General features: G+C 40.5%; 14 protein-coding genes. 8 read left to right on the top strand and 6 right to left on the bottom strand.

Annotated features, from left to right (window positions below):
- Window positions 1-526: 526 nt before the first annotated feature.
- Window positions 527-664: a hypothetical protein gene (locus AAEY93_RS08790; protein WP_164839490.1), complete on the bottom strand. Its 138-nt coding sequence runs from the start codon at window positions 662-664 to the stop codon at window positions 527-529.
- A 174-nt stretch (window positions 665-838) separates the two neighbouring features.
- A complete protein-coding gene (locus tag AAEY93_RS08785) occupies window positions 839-2,056 on the bottom strand; it encodes a cyclic di-GMP phosphodiesterase (RefSeq protein ID WP_124011583.1) in 1,218 nt (405 codons plus the stop codon).
- Window positions 2,057-2,617: 561 nt separating this feature from the next.
- Here AAEY93_RS08785 and AAEY93_RS08780 point away from each other — a divergent pair.
- Complete coding sequence (locus AAEY93_RS08780; protein ID WP_351076199.1) at window positions 2,618-2,740, top strand: hypothetical protein; 123 nt, start codon at window positions 2,618-2,620, stop codon at window positions 2,738-2,740.
- Here the strand turns inward: AAEY93_RS08780 and AAEY93_RS08775 are convergent.
- A complete protein-coding gene (locus AAEY93_RS08775; RefSeq protein ID WP_124011582.1) occupies window positions 2,726-3,607 on the bottom strand; it encodes a LysR family transcriptional regulator in 882 nt (293 codons plus the stop codon). The genes AAEY93_RS08780 and AAEY93_RS08775 overlap by 15 nt on opposite strands.
- An 86-nt stretch (window positions 3,608-3,693) precedes the next feature.
- Between AAEY93_RS08775 and AAEY93_RS08770 the strand changes: the two genes are divergently transcribed.
- The 5 genes from AAEY93_RS08770 to AAEY93_RS08750 all read left to right on the top strand — a co-directional run bounded on the left by AAEY93_RS08770 (window position 3,694) and on the right by AAEY93_RS08750 (window position 7,168).
- A complete protein-coding gene (locus AAEY93_RS08770) occupies window positions 3,694-4,119 on the top strand; it encodes a PACE efflux transporter (protein ID WP_124011581.1) in 426 nt (141 codons plus the stop codon).
- Between the two features lie 172 nt (window positions 4,120-4,291).
- On the top strand, window positions 4,292-4,684 hold the full coding sequence (locus tag AAEY93_RS08765; RefSeq protein ID WP_124012118.1) for a hypothetical protein: 393 nt from the start codon (window positions 4,292-4,294) through the stop codon (window positions 4,682-4,684).
- Between the two features lie 178 nt (window positions 4,685-4,862).
- A complete protein-coding gene (locus AAEY93_RS08760) occupies window positions 4,863-5,321 on the top strand; it encodes a DUF2127 domain-containing protein (RefSeq protein ID WP_124011580.1) in 459 nt (152 codons plus the stop codon).
- Window positions 5,322-5,747: 426 nt separating this feature from the next.
- Window positions 5,748-6,218: a Dps family protein gene (locus AAEY93_RS08755; protein WP_124011579.1), complete on the top strand. Its 471-nt coding sequence runs from the start codon at window positions 5,748-5,750 to the stop codon at window positions 6,216-6,218.
- 167 nt (window positions 6,219-6,385) lie between these two features.
- Window positions 6,386-7,168, top strand: coding sequence for a hypothetical protein (locus AAEY93_RS08750; RefSeq protein WP_124011578.1), 783 nt, complete (start codon window positions 6,386-6,388; stop codon window positions 7,166-7,168).
- Between the two features lie 83 nt (window positions 7,169-7,251).
- On the opposite strand, the gene AAEY93_RS08745 is transcribed toward AAEY93_RS08750, so the two are convergent.
- Window positions 7,252-7,836 carry a TetR/AcrR family transcriptional regulator gene (locus tag AAEY93_RS08745; RefSeq protein WP_124011577.1) on the bottom strand — a complete coding sequence of 195 codons (585 nt, stop codon included), beginning with the start codon at window positions 7,834-7,836 and terminating at the stop codon, window positions 7,252-7,254.
- A gap of 456 nt (window positions 7,837-8,292) precedes the next feature.
- A complete protein-coding gene (locus tag AAEY93_RS08740; protein ID WP_124011576.1) occupies window positions 8,293-9,699 on the bottom strand; it encodes an alanine/glycine:cation symporter family protein in 1,407 nt (468 codons plus the stop codon).
- Between the two features lie 390 nt (window positions 9,700-10,089).
- Between AAEY93_RS08740 and AAEY93_RS08735 the strand changes: the two genes are divergently transcribed.
- Together AAEY93_RS08735 and AAEY93_RS08730 are read left to right on the top strand one after the other, a co-directional pair.
- Window positions 10,090-11,424 carry a sensor histidine kinase gene (locus tag AAEY93_RS08735; RefSeq protein ID WP_351076191.1) on the top strand — a complete coding sequence of 445 codons (1,335 nt, stop codon included), beginning with the start codon at window positions 10,090-10,092 and terminating at the stop codon, window positions 11,422-11,424.
- A 58-nt stretch (window positions 11,425-11,482) separates the two neighbouring features.
- On the top strand, window positions 11,483-12,019 hold the full coding sequence (locus tag AAEY93_RS08730; protein ID WP_124011574.1) for a response regulator transcription factor: 537 nt from the start codon (window positions 11,483-11,485) through the stop codon (window positions 12,017-12,019).
- Between the two features lie 380 nt (window positions 12,020-12,399).
- Here the strand turns inward: AAEY93_RS08730 and AAEY93_RS08725 are convergent, their stop codons facing one another.
- Entirely contained in the window at window positions 12,400-16,851 is a 4,452-nt protein-coding gene (locus tag AAEY93_RS08725) for a PAS domain S-box protein (protein WP_164839489.1), read from the bottom strand.
- Window positions 16,852-18,373: the final 1,522 nt, after the last annotated feature.

Below are 18,373 nucleotides of genomic sequence, written 5' to 3'. Positions count from 1 at the left end.
ATATTACGCTGCGCCTTAAAGTATATGGCGCCATAGGAAAGTCACCATATCGAAAACCTGTCATTGAGTGTGTTCTATTTGTTTTATTTTTCGCAGGCATGAGTTTGTTACAAGTGACGTTATTTGGCGCGCATTAACCACCCATCTACATCGATATTTAAGCTGCCTGTTAGTGAGCTCATTATTGAATTATGCTTACTATTATTCACCGGATTTAAGCCCTTATTTGTCGTTAACTGCCCGTTAGCAATTATGGTGGTTGGTGTGTGTTTTAGTGTCATGGAGTGGATTATTAACCCCGACAGGTTACGTCAATGCCCATATAATCCGCACTCCGACGTGGTTACATCTAACCAATGAATTGATCTATTCATTTTATATTTAGCATCAGCTTTAGCCTTATATATTGTCTGTGCATTGCTGTGTTATTGGCTTATTAAACCTTTAGGCGACAACTGTCTTGAAAAACCACGTTATTACCTAAAAATGAGTAAGTATGCCTCTTTAGGCAAAATAGACTAAAGCTTTAGTGATGTTCGGTGACATAGGTGGTTTGGGTTGATTTATCTTCAGAGGCTTGTGAGCATACCGCGATTTGTAAAGGTAATGCTGCAGCGTAAGGATGCAATGTATACACTGAATTTAGTCGCAGTTTGTGGTGCACAATTTACCCAATAGCCATTTTCTTGCCAAACATTTTGCCCAGGTACATCGTGAGCATTGGTAGTTTCACACTGATGGTAAAGCGCACTTCGTGATTGATGAGCTTGAAGTACGAGAGCGTTTAAACCCCATAGTTCAATTAACTGCGACAGGTAAAGCCTGCAACGTTTACTGGCTAGCCTTCGTGGGCTAAATATTGAATAATTTGTTCCATGTTTAGGTTAAAATCATCGGCGCGAACACATTTTACGATTAAGTCGTCAGTCACTGTTGCCAAATCAATCTTTTGCCCGACTTCGAAATGATCCGGTTTTAAATGATAAAACGGTTTCACAAGCGGGCGGATTGGGTCTTTAGGATTATGACTTTCAACAATAGCAAGTCTATTCGACTCAAGTTGAACCACTGAGCCGACAGGGTAAACCCCCATACAACGTATAAATTGATCGACTAGGTCTTTATCTAATTCATTTTTTTCAGCCAATGCCCGCAAAATACTAAAGGATTTGACTTGTGCATAACCTTGTTTGTAGCAACGATTGGAGGTGAGAGCATCGAAAATATCGCAAATACTGATCATCCGTCCGTATAGGGTAATTTTTTCTGCTGGCACACCAAATGGGTAACCTTGTCCGTTAAGTTTTTCATGGTGTAAAGTTGCCACCTCTAAACTTAGCGGGCTAATGCCTGGGGTGTTTTTCATGATTTCAATTGAATAGCTGGCGTGAGTTTTCATAATATGAAACTCTTCATCTGTCAGTTTATCAGGCTTATTTAAAATGCGATCGGGGACCATAATTTTACCCACATCATGTAAAAATGCACCGACTGCTAATTGATTAACAATATCTTTGTCGATTTTTTTATATACAGAAAACATAGTCATCAATACCGATACTGACACCGAATGTTCAAGTAAATATTCATCTTTATTGCGGATGTTAATCACACACGACAAAGCATTGGGATTATTGAAAATCAAATCTGTCGATTCGGAGGTGATTTTCTGCACCGGGTCCATTTCTAATGGCAAACCGTGTTGGGCATTATGGAATAACTGTTTTTGAATGTTTTTTGATTCATTAAATACTTGGCGAGCTTTAACTAATTCTTGATTAAAGAAATTTGCTTTCACATCGGTGCGTGCAGGCGTGACTTTACGAGGCGGTTGAGGCTTGAGCACATTGATTTTTTGCTCGACTTCTTTGATAATAACTTCAGTTTTACTGGTATCAATGAGTAGTTTAGTAACCGATTTTCGCTTTAGTGCTTCGATAACTCGTGCATTGTTAAGCACACCAGGTTTAGTTAGCGAAAACGTATCTTTGGGCTCGGTGATTTCGACCACATACATTCCAACACAAACGTCAGTAATGTCATGTTCAATCAGCATAAATCGGTTCCTCGGGCTATTTATCAGCATCAGAGCTATCAACTGTATCGTATAATTTAGCATACGATAGGCTACAATATCACGAATTTGATGCTGTAATATAAGCGAAATAACGCTTCGTAGAACAAGCTTTACCACAACCGTTATTCAAGGTTTATTTGTGGTGTTAATCAACTATGTTACAGGCAACATCATCAGAGTTTATGCCGAAATCACCTAAGGCTCAATGGCTTTGAACAATCGTTGTTTGGTTGTATATTTTTGTGCGGTTAATTAACTATATATCGTCAATACAGAATGTTAAACCAAAGTGTACAGCGGATGATATCTCAACAATTGATAATTCTCAAAATAGAGCCAGTATCTTTTACAAGCTGTAAACGGTATAAAAACTAGGTGTGAAACAAAGTATAAAGTCTGCTGTTTGAGTTGTTGTATTTTTTTAAAAATAATAGTTAACCCCACTATAATCACTAGCCTGGGTGTACTCTTTGCTACACGACTAAGGCTGAATCAGTAGCGCTTTTTTTGATGTTAATCATAAATGGGTTGGGATAAGCCGTGTTTGTCACCGCTCAATTGGGAATGTTTTTACATGTTGTTCAGCAAGGTTCGTTTGTCAAAGCCGGTTCGATATATGACATGGAGAATAGTTATTATCAACGTAAATTATGGCGTCAGTAATTGCCGTAGCGAGTGTCTAAGTTGCTTAAATACCGGCTCGTGACTGTAACAATGGTGCTGTATAACATCCACATTAGCTTGCCAGCCAATCTCTTTAAATTCAGACGGTAATAATACTAATTGACCGCTATTAACATAGTTATTGGCAATATGATTGGGTAGTAAACACCAACCATGTCCCTGCAATGCAAGTTCGAGCAAAATATAGTAATTGTCGGCGTACCAAGCATCTGGGCTAATTGCTGTCTGAAAGCTACTGGATTTAGTATTCCGCGAACGGATCAAGAGTTGACGATGCAATTTTAAGTTGGCTAAGTTATCACATATCTGTTGTGCTAAAGGGTGAACACTCGCCACATACATATCAAACTTAATTGACCCGATAGATTCAAAGTCGATGTGAGTCGGGATCGTTAACTCGCTGAAAATAATTCCGGTAACAGCCCGCTCAGTGTCAATCATATCGATTATATCAATGCTCGATGCCGTTAAAAACTCAAGCGTGATAGTTGGAAATTGAGCTTCGAGCTCATTAATAATATTAGACAGCTTTTGCAGCGGAATGCCTTCATCTAAACCAATTGTCAGCTCAGATATTGCTTGTTGGTCTAGGCTTTTGGCGCAATCGCGCAGGCGTTGATGTTGGCTCAGTAATACTTGGGCATGGGGTAGCAGTTTTTTTCCTGCTGGTGTCAATTGAGGATAACGTCCACTGCGATCAAATAGTTCGCTATTGCAGTCTATTTCAAGGTTTATCACATGCTGACTGATAACTGATTGCGCTTTATTAAGCGCTCTTGCCGCAGATGAAAATGACCCCGTTTTTACGGTTGCCACAAAGGCCTCAAGCTGTTCAATACTATACATATCGCTTTTACCGATACTTACTAACTTTAATGTATCTTTATATTGGATGAAAATAGTTAAAACGTCACCCCCCAATTGAGATATAAATGCAAAGTAGAGAAAGAATGTTTCACGCCGTGTCTTTTGAACTGATCGCCATGGCCTTTATTGTGCCAATAAGTGCGATAGTGATGAAGCAAAATAGCGCTGATATGTTACTGGTCAGTTTCGCTCTGTCGGTGTTTGCCGTGTTGTGGAATTATGTTTATAACTTATGGTTTGATCGTTTGTTTGGTGCGGAACGACTCGCGCGCACGATGTTTATCAGGGGAGTACATGTTTGCGGCTTTGAAGGAGGAATGCTTATAATCACAATCCCCTCAGTGTCGTGGTATTTAGGGTTAACCCTTGTCGATACCTTAATGCTGGAGGCGGGCCTGTTAGCTTTTCTTTTTATCTATACCTTTATATTTAATTGGCTTTACGACGTGTATCAACCGTACCAAAAATGGTTTGCTAATCTGGCACATTAATCTGGCTTATTAGTCTGGCCTTATATAGATTTACCCATTGATGTAAAAGAAGATTTAATCAAGAAACAACGTTTATATTCTATTACTGTCATCGTTGCTGTGGCATCATAATGCGTGAATAATGAAAAGCTGGATGCTAATAGTGAAAAAATACCGCTTAAATTGCGCTGCCATGTTTATCGCCAGTATGTCGATGCTAGGCAATCCTTTACAAGCCGACACACTCGTGCCGTTTACCAGTGATGGCTGCAGTGCATTTCCTGATGGCACTTTTGCACAGCAACAATTATGGTTGTCCTGTTGCGAACGTCATGATTATGACTACTGGAAAGGGGGGACATCTGATGAGCGTTTGGCATCAGATAAGGCATTACGTATTTGTGTGGCTCAAGTCGGCCAATCTGAAGTGGCATTATTGATGTTAGCCGGGGTCCGCGTTGGCGGTACACCTTATTTACCGACCCAATTTCGCTGGGGTTATGGCTGGCCATACCCAAGAGATTACGGTGCACTAACCGATGATGAGCGTCAACAAATCGAGCTTTTATCAGCCCAAAATCAGTAACTTCACCGTTTAAGTTGGACGAGGTGTTTACGTTACTTACTTGTAAAAATGAATCGGTATTGACGACTAAACACGTTAACCGAAGTGCTTTTTTGTCGGGGAAATATTAATCGCCATCGTCATTGTCACAAGCTAATATTAGCCGGCTTGCTTTACCGGAAATTGGAAACGCTACACAATGAAGCACTCGAATAAAGGTGTACGTGCCGTTGCGGTACTTGAAGCATCTAAAGGTCTATTGTCGTTACTGGTCGCGATTGGTCTACATATCTATGCCGGTCAAAACTTGTCAACGCTGGCAATTGAGCTAGTTACTCATTTACACCTAAACCCTGCTAGTCATTACCCTAGTATTTTTATTTCAGCAGTGGGTTCAGTGTCGCAATCAAGCCTGACGATACTGGCACTAGGCGCTGCGGCATATACTTTGGTGCGCTTTATTGAAGCCTATGGTTTATGGCATAACATGCGCTGGACCCAATGGTTTGCACTGCTTAGCGGCGCAATATATTTACCTTTTGAGTTTTATGAAATGATGAGCCACTTTAGCTTGCTCAGTGTGATTGTACTGCTGATTAATCTTGTGGTGGTCATGTATATGTATTTTGTGTTGTTTCCTCTTCGAGCATCAATATGAGATCCGCTTCAATGTTTGGTTACAGTTATTAATATAAAAGTATTAACAGAGTTTAATGGCCAGCGGTTGATCCATTAAGTGGTAATGTTAGTATGAATACTCACTAACATTAACGATGAGTTAGCGTAATCGCAATTAATTTACCCGAGTTTATTACGTTAATTTATGTAGACATTCAATAAACTTATTTATTAAATAAATGTTATTTGAATTGAGACCCGTTTTATTAGTGGTGTAATATTTGTTTTAACAGCGTGTGCTGTTTTCGTTGGTGTCATAATACGACGATAAAGACTCGCTGAGATACAATGTAAGCAACATGTTAAGAATAAACCATATTTATTGTTAATCTTGCTAGCTTGTCATCACCATTTATACAAATGCTGTAATGTTATGACTAATTAATTCTACTTTACGAGGAATAAAATGACTGACATCGATATTGGTATAAAAAAAGAAGATCGACTAAAAATTGCTGATGGCTTAAAAAGTTTATTAGCCGATTCCTATACACTATATTTGCAAACCCATAATTTCCATTGGAATGTCACCGGGATCCACTTTCGCGAACTGCACTTAATGTTTGAAGAGCATTACACTGAACTTGCGCTAGCGGTTGATGATATTGCCGAACGTATTCGCACCTTGGACGTGGCCGCACCAGGAACTTATAAAGAGTTTGCCCGTTTAAGCTCCATTAAAGAAATTGAAGGCGTACCGAGTTCAGCTGACATGGTCGATTTACTGACCAAAGGTCACGAGCAAGTGATCAAAACCGCGCGACAAGTGCTCAAATTAGCCCAAGCCGCTGAGGATGAGTCTACGGCAGCATTAGTGTCCGATCGAATGCGGATACATGAAAAAACCGCATGGATGTTAAGAGCGATGAGCAAGTAATCTACTTTAAGCATCATATTTAGGCTAACGTAGCCAAATCATTGGATGTAAAACTAAACCGCTGACTATGTTGCAGCGGTTTTTTTTTATTATACGGTGACGAAATCTATCGATCCAAGTCGCTAAAAACGATAATGTAGCATTTTGATTGTTTTGATGATGCTATTTTGACTGATAACCCCGCTCTTATTAAACTTGCTATGCATTTATTTGCTCAGCGAAATACTCTTCATCCCGACTCTAACTACCTAGCGGTACTTCCTCAAAGTATTGAAGAATCAATTGCTGTACAACAATTGATGATTAATCTTAATGGCACCATTGCGGGGTGGAAATGCTTAGTTCCACAAGCCAATGGTCAATTAATTGTAGCGCCCATTTTGCAAGGTCCGGTGAGTCATAGTATTGATTGCGCGATTATACCCAGAGTGACAGACGGGCAGGCGACAGCGCTGATAGAGCCAGAAATAGCGTTTATACTAGGGCAAGACATTGAAGCTTATCGTCAATACAGCCATAGTGAAATTGACCAAATGATTTCAGCTACGCATATGGCATTAGAGCTGATCCAGAATCGATTTAGCCGTGAGAGTCAACCGAGTTTTTATCAAAAACTTGCCGATGGACTAAGTAATCAAGGCCTGTATATTGGCCCTAAAATAGATAAGTCTGTCGCGTATAAAGCCAGTCATATCGATGTGGTGGTGAGCGAGTTTAAGACCCAAATGGTGCAGCAGTTTTCTGGGTTCCATCCGTGTGAATTACCACAAATGCCTGTGTATTGGCTGATTAATTACTTAGCAAAATTAGGCATTAATCTCAGTGCAGGGCAAGCGATCATTACCGGATCATACTGCGGTGTGGTAAAAGTGCCATTAGCGACAAAAATCAATATTGGCTATCATGGCATTGGTCAATTTGATGTGAGGTTTTACGATGCGCTGGCCTAATTTTACCGCTAAATAAATCTTGGCAGTAAAATAGGTGCAAAACTTTGTCGTTGCGTTATTTAAAAAGCGCCTTAGGCGCTTTGTTAACTTTGTATCTGAATAAAAAACTCTTCGAGTTGCTGGCTTACTGTTTCAGTATCGCCGGTGGCTTTTAGGTAAGAGCGTAAACCGATAATATGCACTTGTAGCTTTTTCGCGAGCTTATGTTTATCCAATTGAGCAGGCAAATCACCTTCGTTTTGAGCTTGCTCAATGATATTGACAAAGCGATGCTCAACTTGAGTCAATAAATCACGAGCGATGCTAAGGGTTTCTTGATGTGACTCATCAAGTTCTGAAAGCGTGCGCATCAACATACATAATTCACTGGGTACGGTTTCACTGCAAGGAGCCATTAAGCTGCGCAGATACTGCTTCAACCCGTCCCATACGTGGTCATTCTGCTCGATTTTATCATTTAAATTGCTAGCGGACGTTTGTGCATAATGAATTAATGTCTGATTATATAAATCAGCCTTACTACCGAATGCGGCATAAATGCTGCCCGGCCGCATGTCCATGATAGTTTGAATTTCTCGCGTAGAAGTGGCTAGAAACCCCTTTTGCCAAAACAGGTTTTTTGCTTTTTTGAGTACGTCTTCGCGATCAAATTTAGATATATTAGCCATTAGCCCCTCTTTAGTTAGATTATTATTTTACGTTAACTCGATGAGGTAAGGCCAGTATCTTTTGGTTATTTTTAACCATAACGGCCATTGTTGCTGATTATGCTTAATTATGGATGTGATATGAACTATTGATATTTAAACCAATAAAGCCGATTAAACAACAATGCAGCATTTGTGTGAGATTATTTGAATTCAAAATTGAGGGAAAAAGACAGCTGCAAGCATAAGTGGTGCTGTGATATTGGCGTTGTACTAGTAGTGATGTAATGGTGGCGTTGTACTAGTAGTGATGTAATGGTGGCATTTTGATAGTGGCGTTATAGTTAGTACGGCTGTAATGAGTTGTTATAAACGATAAAGCGGAATTGAACTCATTTATTCAATTCCGCTTTGAAAACTAACCGCTACATTGACGCTAAAGTGAAATCTATCGTAAAAAACTGCCTTAATGAACGGCTAAGACCAAACCCCTTTTTCGGTTTTACCTTGAATCTCTACATCGGCCAGCTTGAATTCAGGCTTATTAGTGGTTTTAAGCTTAACTTGGTAGTCGCGGGTTAAGTTTACGATGGTCGGGGTGAGCAGCATAATGGCACTGATGTTAACTACTGTCATTAATCCCAGCGCCATGTCGGCCATGTTCCACACTTCTTTTAATGAGGCATTGGCTCCCCAATAAACCATGCTTAAATACAATAGTGTGTACCCGGTGCGACCATAGATGTTGTCGAGTTTAAATAAATGTAAATTACTTTCGGCGTAGGCGTAGTTAGCCACTACAGAAGTAAAAGAGAATAGAGTAATAATGATGGCAACAAACATATCGCCGCTAATGCCCATATGATAAGTCATGGCGTTTTGAGTGATACGAATACCTTCCATTTCACTGCCAATACTGCCTTGAGCCAGTAGAATTACAATGGCGGTACAGCTACACAACACCATAGTGTCAATAAACACCCCCAGCATTTGTACGTAACCTTGCGCAACCGGGTGATTTGGCACCGGCGTCGCGCCTGCGGCGGCATGTGGCACACTGCCCGCACCGGCTTCGTTAGAATACAAACCGCGTTGGATACCATTTTTAATGGCTGCACCAAGTGCGCCGGCCGCCGCTTCATTTAATCCAAAAGCAGAGTTAATAATATCCATCAATACTCCGGGAACTTGTTGGATATTAATGATGGTGACGGTTACCGCTGCCAAAATAAATGCCAGGCCCATAAAAGGCACCACGAACTCTGCAAACCGAGCAATGCTGCGAAGGCCTCCCATAACAATGATGCCAGCAATGAAGGTAATGACTGCCCCAGAATATACTGGCGAAATTTCGAAAGTGTGGTTGAGTGCGTCGGTAATGGTGTTGGCTTGCATGGCACTAAAACTAATGCCGTAACCGAGGAACAAACACAGGGCGAATAATACTGCTAACCAAGGTTTGTTGAGTCCTGCGCGGATATAATAGGCGGGTCCTCCGCGGTATTCTTTATGATCGTCTCGTACTTTATACAGCTGGCCTAAAATGCTTTCCGCAAAGCCGGTCGCCATACCCAGCAGTGCGATAACCCACATCCAAAAGACCGCGCCACTGCCGCCTAATGATATGGCCATGGCGACACCGGCCAAATTACCGGTACCGACACGGGCTGACAAACCTGTACACAAGGCTTGATAAGAACTAATGCCTGATCTGTCACTTTGGGTACTGCCTTTCATTACCTTAAACATATAGCCAAAATGGCGAAATTGAATAAACCTTAACTTCAATGAAAACCACACTCCGGCGAATACCAAGATATAAATGAGTACTTGGTATTCGCCCCACAGCACATTGTTGGCGAGCGATATAATGTCGTTAATCATTGAACAACTTCCTTGGTTTTATCGTTTTATTATTAGATATTTAAAAAGGTTACATTTAGAAAAAATGGCCTATAAATGCAAACACAGCCAAAGTCCAAATGCGTTAATAACCGTGAAAGAGGGGTTATAATGCGGTTGGTTGATTTTATGGCGTGAATTTATATGCATTGTAGCTACATATTTAATGCTAGGCGAGGCGTTTTTGTTACTTGTTAACTTTATTTTTGACTAAAAAGTGAGTCTGTTTCGCTGAATTAATATCGTTAATATTGGCACTGCAAGGGTAAATATTTGATAAAATACCCCCATAATTGCCGTGTTGTAAGGCACTCATATTTGAAAGCGGGTTCTTTAGCTTAATACATCATAAAAATTAGGATAAATAATAGTATGACAAATGCGAATCTGCCTTTTAATGCCAGCCAGCAACAATTAGCCTTACTGCGATTGGTTAATTGGGGGCTTAAAATTGGTCTTATTTTGTTTGCCACCGACTTATTTGCTTTAACAACTCCTCCAGTAACCTTGTCTTACGTGTTAATTTTTGAAGCCTGTTATGTGGGTTTTAGCTATCGCTTTCATCGACTCAGCATGAACAACAATGGTTTGTTGTTCTTAACCTTATTATTAGACACCTTGTTTTGGACTACGTGGTTATATTTCACCGGCGGAGCAACCAATGCCTTTGTCTCATTACTGCTATTACCGATTGCGATTTCAGCCATTACCTTACCCCGATGGGCTCCTTGGTGCTTAACCATAGTGTCGACGATATTTTATAGCTTGATGATTGTTGATATCACCGAACAAAATAGTGGCTCGGTAATGGAACACGACATAAGCCAAATACCAATGGACCACGTTATGCCAGCAAATCAGGCGATGCCCGCAAGTCAAAGTATGGACATGGGATCGCACTATTTAGGCATGTGGTTTAATTTTGTGATTTCGGCATTAGTGTTAACCGTCACCGTCGGCTTTATTGCCAAACGGATCAGACAGAAAAATGCCGAGCTGCGCTATTTACGAGAAGGCCAGTTACGCCAAGAAAAGATATTGGCCATAGGCACCGCATCAGCGCAAATGGCTCACCAACTAGCGACGCCGTTAGCCACATTACGTTTACTCACCGATGAGTTAGTTGATACTCAGCACGATGCTGAACAACTGGAATTGATCACCGAAATGCAGCACGCACTGAATCGCTGCGAAGTCACCTTAGCTGACTTACGTTTAGCGACCGAATCGATACGGGAGCAAAAACTAGCAGAACAGCGAGTCGATGAGTTAGTGGCAACCTTAACCGAGCAGATAAGTTTATTGATGCCAGAAGCGCAACTGAATATATCCATAGCACCACAAGTTGAGTCACGTATAGTGATGACCGACATGAGCTTGTTACCAGCATTAATGGCGTTAATTCAAAATGGCATTCAGGCCAGTGAAGATAATCAGCATCAGACCCGCGTAGATGTAAATATTGGCTTGTCACAACCCAAGCAACTGAGTATTACTATTCGTGATTACGGTGTGGGGATTGCGACTCATTTATTACAAACATTAGGCAGTAACATGGTAAAAAGTCCTAAAGGGATGGGCATCGCGGTATTATTAAGTCACACCAGCTTTGAGCGTTTAGGCGGTAAATTATACCTTAAACCTCATCCCGAATGCGGCACCGAAGCCATTGTGACCTTGCCGCTGAACGAACAAAAAGCGAGTTGACGCTATTTTAAACGAATAGAAGCGAATAGAAGTAAATAGAAGTTGAATTGAGAACACCATGAACAAGCTATTGATTATTGAAGACGATTTAGCCCTAGCCGCCATTTTAGCCCGCCGCCTCGGCAAGCAGGGTTTTGAGTGTAAAACCTGCCATCACGCCAGCGACAGCTTATTAATGGCAAGGCAATTTTTCCCCACCCATATCGTGCTAGACATGAAATTGGCCGACCATAATGGTTTATCGTTGATTAAACCGTTAAGACAACTTTTACCCCATGTACACATGGTATTGCTCACCGGCTTTGCCAGTATCGCCACCGCCGTAGAAGCCATCCGCCTTGGCGCAGACAATTACCTCGCCAAACCCGTCGACACCCAAACCTTATTAAATGCATTATCAGTCACGGCAGAAACAACAACTTATGATGCCATTGGGGAACAGCCTTTAACCCCCAAACGTGTCGAATGGGAACACATTCAACAAGTTCTCGCCAACAACAACGGCAACGTATCAGAAACCGCCCGCCAACTCGGCATGCACCGCAGAACCTTGCAACGCAAATTGCTGAAAAAGCCGACGGCAGATAATCGTTAGTATTGCGGACAATAAATTTTGATTGTTTTTAACTCGCACGGACAAACGTGGGTTAGTGCTTTAGATCTTAAAATGACTCTTGCTATTAGGGGAATGTATGGTTTTCTTCCCGTTTTTGCGACAAATTTACTACATCGGGATTTTAACAGCGGAACTAGTGGTTAAATATCAGAGCAGATCGACACGTTAAACTACTTCTGTAGTCGTCATAGCAATGATCTCAATAATGGATTTTATCGATCCAAAGCATACATTTGGTCATTTAACCTTATGAAGAGAGTACCACAATATTTGTGACCCTCATTATATAGCGTAACGCCTAGATCGAACCATAATGTTCGCTTTTTTATGTTATAGAATCATTTTAATCATAATTTTGATTAGCTCAAACTTAGTACGCTAATTATATCATCAAAAGCTAATTCGAGATTGACTAAGCTATTACGTGCAGTGTCAATATTGCCCTGTTGATATTGATGCTGTATTGCATGAGCAATAAAATGAATATTATTATGAGCTTGTTCAAGTCGCTGTATGTATTGTGTTTCAAATAATGTCCTGTGCTTTTCTCGACGGATCCAGTTGCCACATTGACAAGACTGCACATCAAGAATAGGCCAGAGTGCATGGTCATCTGGAGACGATACTATCTTTTGTCTAAATGTCTCTCTCCACTGAGCATTAAGCATAGTGAATATCGCCAAACTGTTTTCGGTATTATTACGATGCTTATTGCCACTAACACGCCAGTTTTTATTCGGAGTATAGTTGCTAAGCCATGGTAAAAAAGCTTTAGCTGGCATTGGTTTCGCTATCCCATAACCTTGAGCTTGCTCACAGCCCATTAGTAGTAGCATGAGACCGTGTTCTGTGCTTTCAACACCTTCAGCAATAACATTGCGGTTAAATGATTTCGTTAACGCAATGACGCCCTCAATGATGGAGTAGTCACTTGGATTATCCAACATGTCAAAAACGAAACGTTGATCGATCTTAATTGTATTCACCGGTAAACTTCTTAAATGGGTTAACGATGAATAACCGGTACCAAAATCATCCAAAGCAAAACTGACGCCTAGCCTGTTTTGGCATGTCTCGATAATATGATTAATGGTATTGATATCGCCAAAAGCAGAACTTTCCAATATCTCTAATTGTAAATATTGAGAATTGTTACTGGGGTACTTAGCTAAACTCTTTTCTAGATTGACGACAAAAGAGGGCGAGAGTAGATGGTTTGATGAGATATTGACACTGACTTCAAGGTTAATAACTTGCAGTTTCCAATCATCAAGTTGCTGTAGCGCCTCATTGATAACCCATTCGCCAATCCTAACCTCTAATGGCGTACCATCGATAAAGGGTAAGAAGTCTAATGGGGGAATGAGTCCTTTTCCTGGATGGATCCAACGTATTAAGGCTTCAACCCCAAAAACATGGCCACTAACCATGTTAACTTTTGGCTGATAGTACAATTGAAATTCATGATTACCTAAAGCTTGTTCAATTTCTTCTAGGAGATGGTTCTTTTGGATAATACGTTGGTCTGAATCTGGACTGTATAATCGGGAACGATCCTTACCTGCCAATTTAGATTGATACATCGCGTGATCAGCGTGGCGTAGTAAGGTATCTATATCAGCATTATCTGACGGGTATAAGGTTACACCACTAGAGACGGTAATATGATGTTGAACATCATCAATAAAATAAGGTTGCGCCAGTGCTTGATGAATACGCTTTATGGTTGCTTCATATTGTGATGCCAATTCAATATCATTAAGTAATATTGCAAATTCATCGCCACCTTGACGTGATACTGTATCTTCTTCTCTAATACAAACTGTGATGCGGTTTGCTACTTCAATTAATAAACGATCTCCCGCTTCATGACCATAGTTATCATTTACCGGTTTGAAATCATCTAAATCAAAGAAGCATACCGCAAGTTGGTGTCCTGTTCGCAGACTATGGGCAATGGATTGCTGAAAACGATCTACAAATAAAGCGCGATTAGGCAGTTTAGTGAGTACATCATAGTGCGCCATCATATTGAGTTGATCTTGTTGTCGTTTGCTACTGGTAATATCAGAAAACATCCCGACATAGTGAGTCACTTCATCGTGGTCATTTGTTAATGATGAAATGGTGAGTAATTCAGCATAGAGTTGTCCCTGCTTTGTCCTGTTCCATACTTCGCCTAGCCAGTATCCATGTTCCGAGACGGTTTGCCACATCGCGGAATAAAATTGCGGACTATGCTTACCCGATCTCAAGATTTCTGGCGTTTTGCCAATAATGTCCTCACGGCTATAACCAGTGATTTGACTAAATGCAGGATTAACATCAACGATGTGCTGTTGGGCATCGGTGATAATGATGCCTTCGTGGGTATCACTAAAGACCCTAGAGGATAATTGAAGTTTTTCTTCGGCTTTTTTTTGCTCAGCAAGCAACCTTGATTGTTTAATCGCACTGAAACTTGATGTTGAAATAATATCGGCAAGTTTGGCATAGAAATGCATTCCTCGAGTGACCTCATTGCGGGTGAAGCGGGGGACTCTGTCAAGTGCAGCAAGGTATTCTTGTTCATCAAAGCCATAATTGTTTGCTTGCTTTCGGAATAACTCAACATCAGGGACCTCATCCTGATAAAAGAACTGGCCAATGAAAACATTGCCGAGATGCTTGCCTCCGATAACGATAGGAGTGACCATTTCGAACATATTGTTCTTGCAGTTGTATTCCTTAAATGTTCCATGCTCTACACCGTGTGTGAGGAACAAATCGCTCTCAAGACAATTTTTTCGCGTATCAGGATGACAACGGTGAAATTGAGTGCAGATATCTTGCCAGCCCACGGCGACTAAAATATTGCCTTTGATATCAAGTACCGCACCTAACATACCGGTAAGATCATAAAAATCATCCATCAGGGATTGCAGCGCCTCGGCATCAATGATATCGGATAGTGCTAATGAATCAATATCAGCATCGGGTTCTAATATCGCTTTTAGCTTGTTTCGGATAGTCGCTTCACTTTGGCGTAAAGTCTCTTCGGCTTTTTTACTCTCAGTAATATCTTGGATAAAACCTGATATTTTTTGCGGTTTTCCATCACTATCCGTGACCACTTTACCTCGACACTCTATCCAGCGTTCCTCACCATCACTGGGTCTTATGATCCGATACTCGACATGGTGTTCTTTGCCACTAAAGAAGCATTCTTTAACGGATGCAATAAAGGTTGGAAAGTCGCTTTTATTCATGACTTCACATATGGTGTCTGGCCCAGCTTTAGATGTTTTGACGAGTCCAAATAAAGCGTACATTTGATCAGACCAAATGGCTGTTTGCTGATCTGCCAGCAACTCCCAATAGCCTATTTGTGCATAAACTTGAGCCTCAATTAGCCTCGTCTCACTTTCTTTAAGTTGTGCCAACGATTTTTTATAGTTAGTGACATCTCTGGCAACACCTAATATGCCGATTAAGTGACCATTATTATCTCTCATCGGGGTTTTTATGGTTTCGACAAGCTCAATGTGACCGTCATCGGCAAACGTAAGTGACTCTTCATTGACAGTAGCTTCTCCGGCAATTAAAGCTTTGTCATCATTGTTGCGGAAAAAATTGGCAAGCTCATGGTCTACAAAGTCATAATCCGTCTTACCCACAATCTCATGTTCTCGAGCGCCAACCATCCGTTCAAATTTTGAATTGCAGGCTAAATAAACCCCTTTTGCATCTTTTAACCAAATCATATCGGGGACGGTATTTAACAATGTTTTTATCAGTGCCTGACTAGACTCTAACTCTGAAAATAATGTGTGTTCTTCGGTGACATCTCTAAACACCAGTACCACGCCACTAATGTCACCAGCAGGGTTGCGTATAGGGGCGCCTGAGTCTGCAATTTGGTATTCAGATCCATCTTTGGCAATAAGCATAGTGTGATTAGCTAGCCCGACGATTAAACCGGTTTCGAGTACCTTTTTTACTGGGTTATTAACCGGTTCGAATGTGAGAGCATGAATAATATTGAAAACCGCCGTTAACGGTTGTCCTATCGCTTGAGCAGCGGTATAGCCAGTGAGTTTAATCGCCACTGGGTTTATGTAGGTTACAGTGCCATGGGTATCGGTCACAATCACAGCATCACCGATAGAGTTTAACGTAATCCGCAGGCTTTCTTCTTGCTTATGTAACGCCAGTATATGGTTGTTTATCCTAGTGTTGTAGCGCAGCAATAAGCCAAGTATAACCAACCCTACGATAAGGGTCAGGGCCATCAACAACTGTTGCATGAGTTTAAATGTTTGCAGATCGTTAATGATGATTTTCTGTAAGGTGGTTTGAACATGATCAACAGCAAGATTAAGTTCTAAAAAGGCTTGATCAAACTGTTGATCAATATTAGAACCAATACCGGATGTTGATTGTGCATTCCAGCGTAGTTGAGCAATTTGACGGAAATGCTGAAGATCGACAATTGTGTCTTCTATTTGCAGTCGTAAATGAGGATCGTTAAGTGCGAGGAAAGTGTTTTCATTATTTACGCCACCATCAAGCATTGCTTGTGCATACCATGCTGACTGATCAAGATGAGTCCATATCGCCTCGATATCAATAGTTGGGTCACCACTAATCGCCTCTTCAAACCACAAATGAGCCGTGGTCGCTTCAAGTTTGATCTCCATCGCCGCATCAACTAATGGTGAGTAGCGTACTGCTATATCGCGTCCGGTGTTGAATGAGTAGTAAACAATCGCCATGATGAGCAACGTTACCGGTATAGAAATAAACTGTATTCTACGAGAGCCAGCTTCCATATGATGCATCCATATTTAACACAATAAATTAAATTTTTTATAGGCAAAAATGTTTTTTTATTTCAATTTTAAAGTCATATTTCTTCGCCATAAAAACTCATACAAGTAAATCTATTAACAATATCATAACTTAAGCTAAGATCACTTTGATTGACGTCAATCTTAATAGCGCTAATTTTCGTAGACTCGCAATCGTCGTACATTTTATGTCCGCAGAGGATGAGTTATTGTGCAATATCAAAAATAAAATATTGGATAATGCTATAAAATACAGTTTGTTAACAAATTTCTACCATAGGCTAAAATGGGGTGTGGTCAACTTAGTTTGCTATCCTCGACATTGACTGTTCATAAACACTTTGCTGCATGACGTAATCATCGGCCTATAATATTGAGAAATAGGCTTTAGCATGATAGAACTCACTCAAATCAAGTAGCGTTCAAGATGGTAAAGCAAACTGGCTAACAAGCTTTGGAACGCAAATGAGTTAGTCTGTTCCGCCAGCGCGCGTTTAGCCCCATAAAAGTGACAAACTTCATTATCTGCAGACAGTTAGCCATAAAAAAAAGGCCTCTATATTAATAGAGGCCCAATAATCTTATTCAGATTAAAAACGATACCTTTAATTTGCATCCATCCCCATTCCCATAGTAAATAAATACAGAGTAAAGTCACCAAGCATAGTGTAGACATTTGATTGCGACTCAAAGTCATCAACCAAACAACGCCAAAGTGTCGTATCAAACAGGTTATAACATCAGTGTTAAATATGTTATTTAAATCGGGGGAGATGTCACTGACGTCACCCATCAACTGAGTCTGCTGAATCTACCCAAGCAGGGCAATCAAATAGTGCCAAACTGCGACACCATGTCGCAGTTAATATGAGAGGCCCTTTACATTAGGTGAACCTTTCACATTACCTAATCTGTTGATGTTGTAATGGCCTTGATATTGATTCCGCTCATGTGTGGCAAAAATACCAGTTATGCCATGGTAGGCGTCTCATTATGATAGCGCCTAAACGGTGTGCACTGACTAAATAAAATGCTCTGATTAAGTATCTGCTGTGAATGAATATTCATAAATTTATCGATGGTTTAGTCAAATAAAAACGATATTGAAATCTGTAAGCAACTCAATTTAATGGGTCGGTGCATCCAGAAAATACTCACTAAGGTGCTAGCTATTTATCAATATTTTGTTAAGTGAACTGCTGGGATTAACGTTATTGTTATTAATAATTTTTGTTGAATTAACCAATGACTTTTTCTCGATTCATCATCATTCATATCAACAATAAAGCCTAAATTTAAGTGCGTCATAGTGTCGCGTAAACTAGGCTTAATTTTAACGCCGATATTCAATATTACAAAAATGGAAAAGTCTGTAGCGATATTTGTTAAATTAGCACTACATTTTATAAGGGTATCGGAATACATTGTACCTACGATTATGAGTTGTTGGTCATGATGTTGAATAGCTCAATGTGATTTGACTCATGTTTAATGACGCTTTTGG

Source organism: Shewanella sp. CAL98-MNA-CIBAN-0140 (assembly GCF_040309905.1).
GTDB lineage: Bacteria > Pseudomonadota > Gammaproteobacteria > Enterobacterales > Shewanellaceae > Shewanella > Shewanella psychromarinicola.
The sequence above is the reverse complement of the archived record's forward strand: the minus strand, read 5'-3'. Positions and strand labels throughout refer to the sequence as shown.

Bases quoted from the DNA above. Each gene is read 5' to 3' on its own strand.
- AAEY93_RS08735 (WP_351076191.1), top strand. From the start codon at position 10,090: ATGACAAATGCGAATCTGCCTTTTAATGCCAGCCAGCAACAATTAGCC.
- AAEY93_RS08760 (WP_124011580.1), top strand. From the start codon at position 4,863: ATGAAGCACTCGAATAAAGGTGTACGTGCCGTTGCGGTACTTGAAGCA.
- AAEY93_RS08730 (WP_124011574.1), top strand. From the start codon at position 11,483: ATGAACAAGCTATTGATTATTGAAGACGATTTAGCCCTAGCCGCCATT.
- AAEY93_RS08725 (WP_164839489.1), bottom strand. From the start codon at position 16,851: ATGGAAGCTGGCTCTCGTAGAATACAGTTTATTTCTATACCGGTAACG.
- AAEY93_RS08740 (WP_124011576.1), bottom strand. From the start codon at position 9,699: ATGATTAACGACATTATATCGCTCGCCAACAATGTGCTGTGGGGCGAA.
- AAEY93_RS08770 (WP_124011581.1), top strand. From the start codon at position 3,694: ATGCAAAGTAGAGAAAGAATGTTTCACGCCGTGTCTTTTGAACTGATC.
- AAEY93_RS08785 (WP_124011583.1), bottom strand. From the start codon at position 2,056: ATGCTGATTGAACATGACATTACTGACGTTTGTGTTGGAATGTATGTG.
- AAEY93_RS08775 (WP_124011582.1), bottom strand. From the start codon at position 3,607: ATGTATAGTATTGAACAGCTTGAGGCCTTTGTGGCAACCGTAAAAACG.
- AAEY93_RS08755 (WP_124011579.1), top strand. From the start codon at position 5,748: ATGACTGACATCGATATTGGTATAAAAAAAGAAGATCGACTAAAAATT.
- AAEY93_RS08745 (WP_124011577.1), bottom strand. From the start codon at position 7,836: ATGGCTAATATATCTAAATTTGATCGCGAAGACGTACTCAAAAAAGCA.
- AAEY93_RS08765 (WP_124012118.1), top strand. From the start codon at position 4,292: ATGTTTATCGCCAGTATGTCGATGCTAGGCAATCCTTTACAAGCCGAC.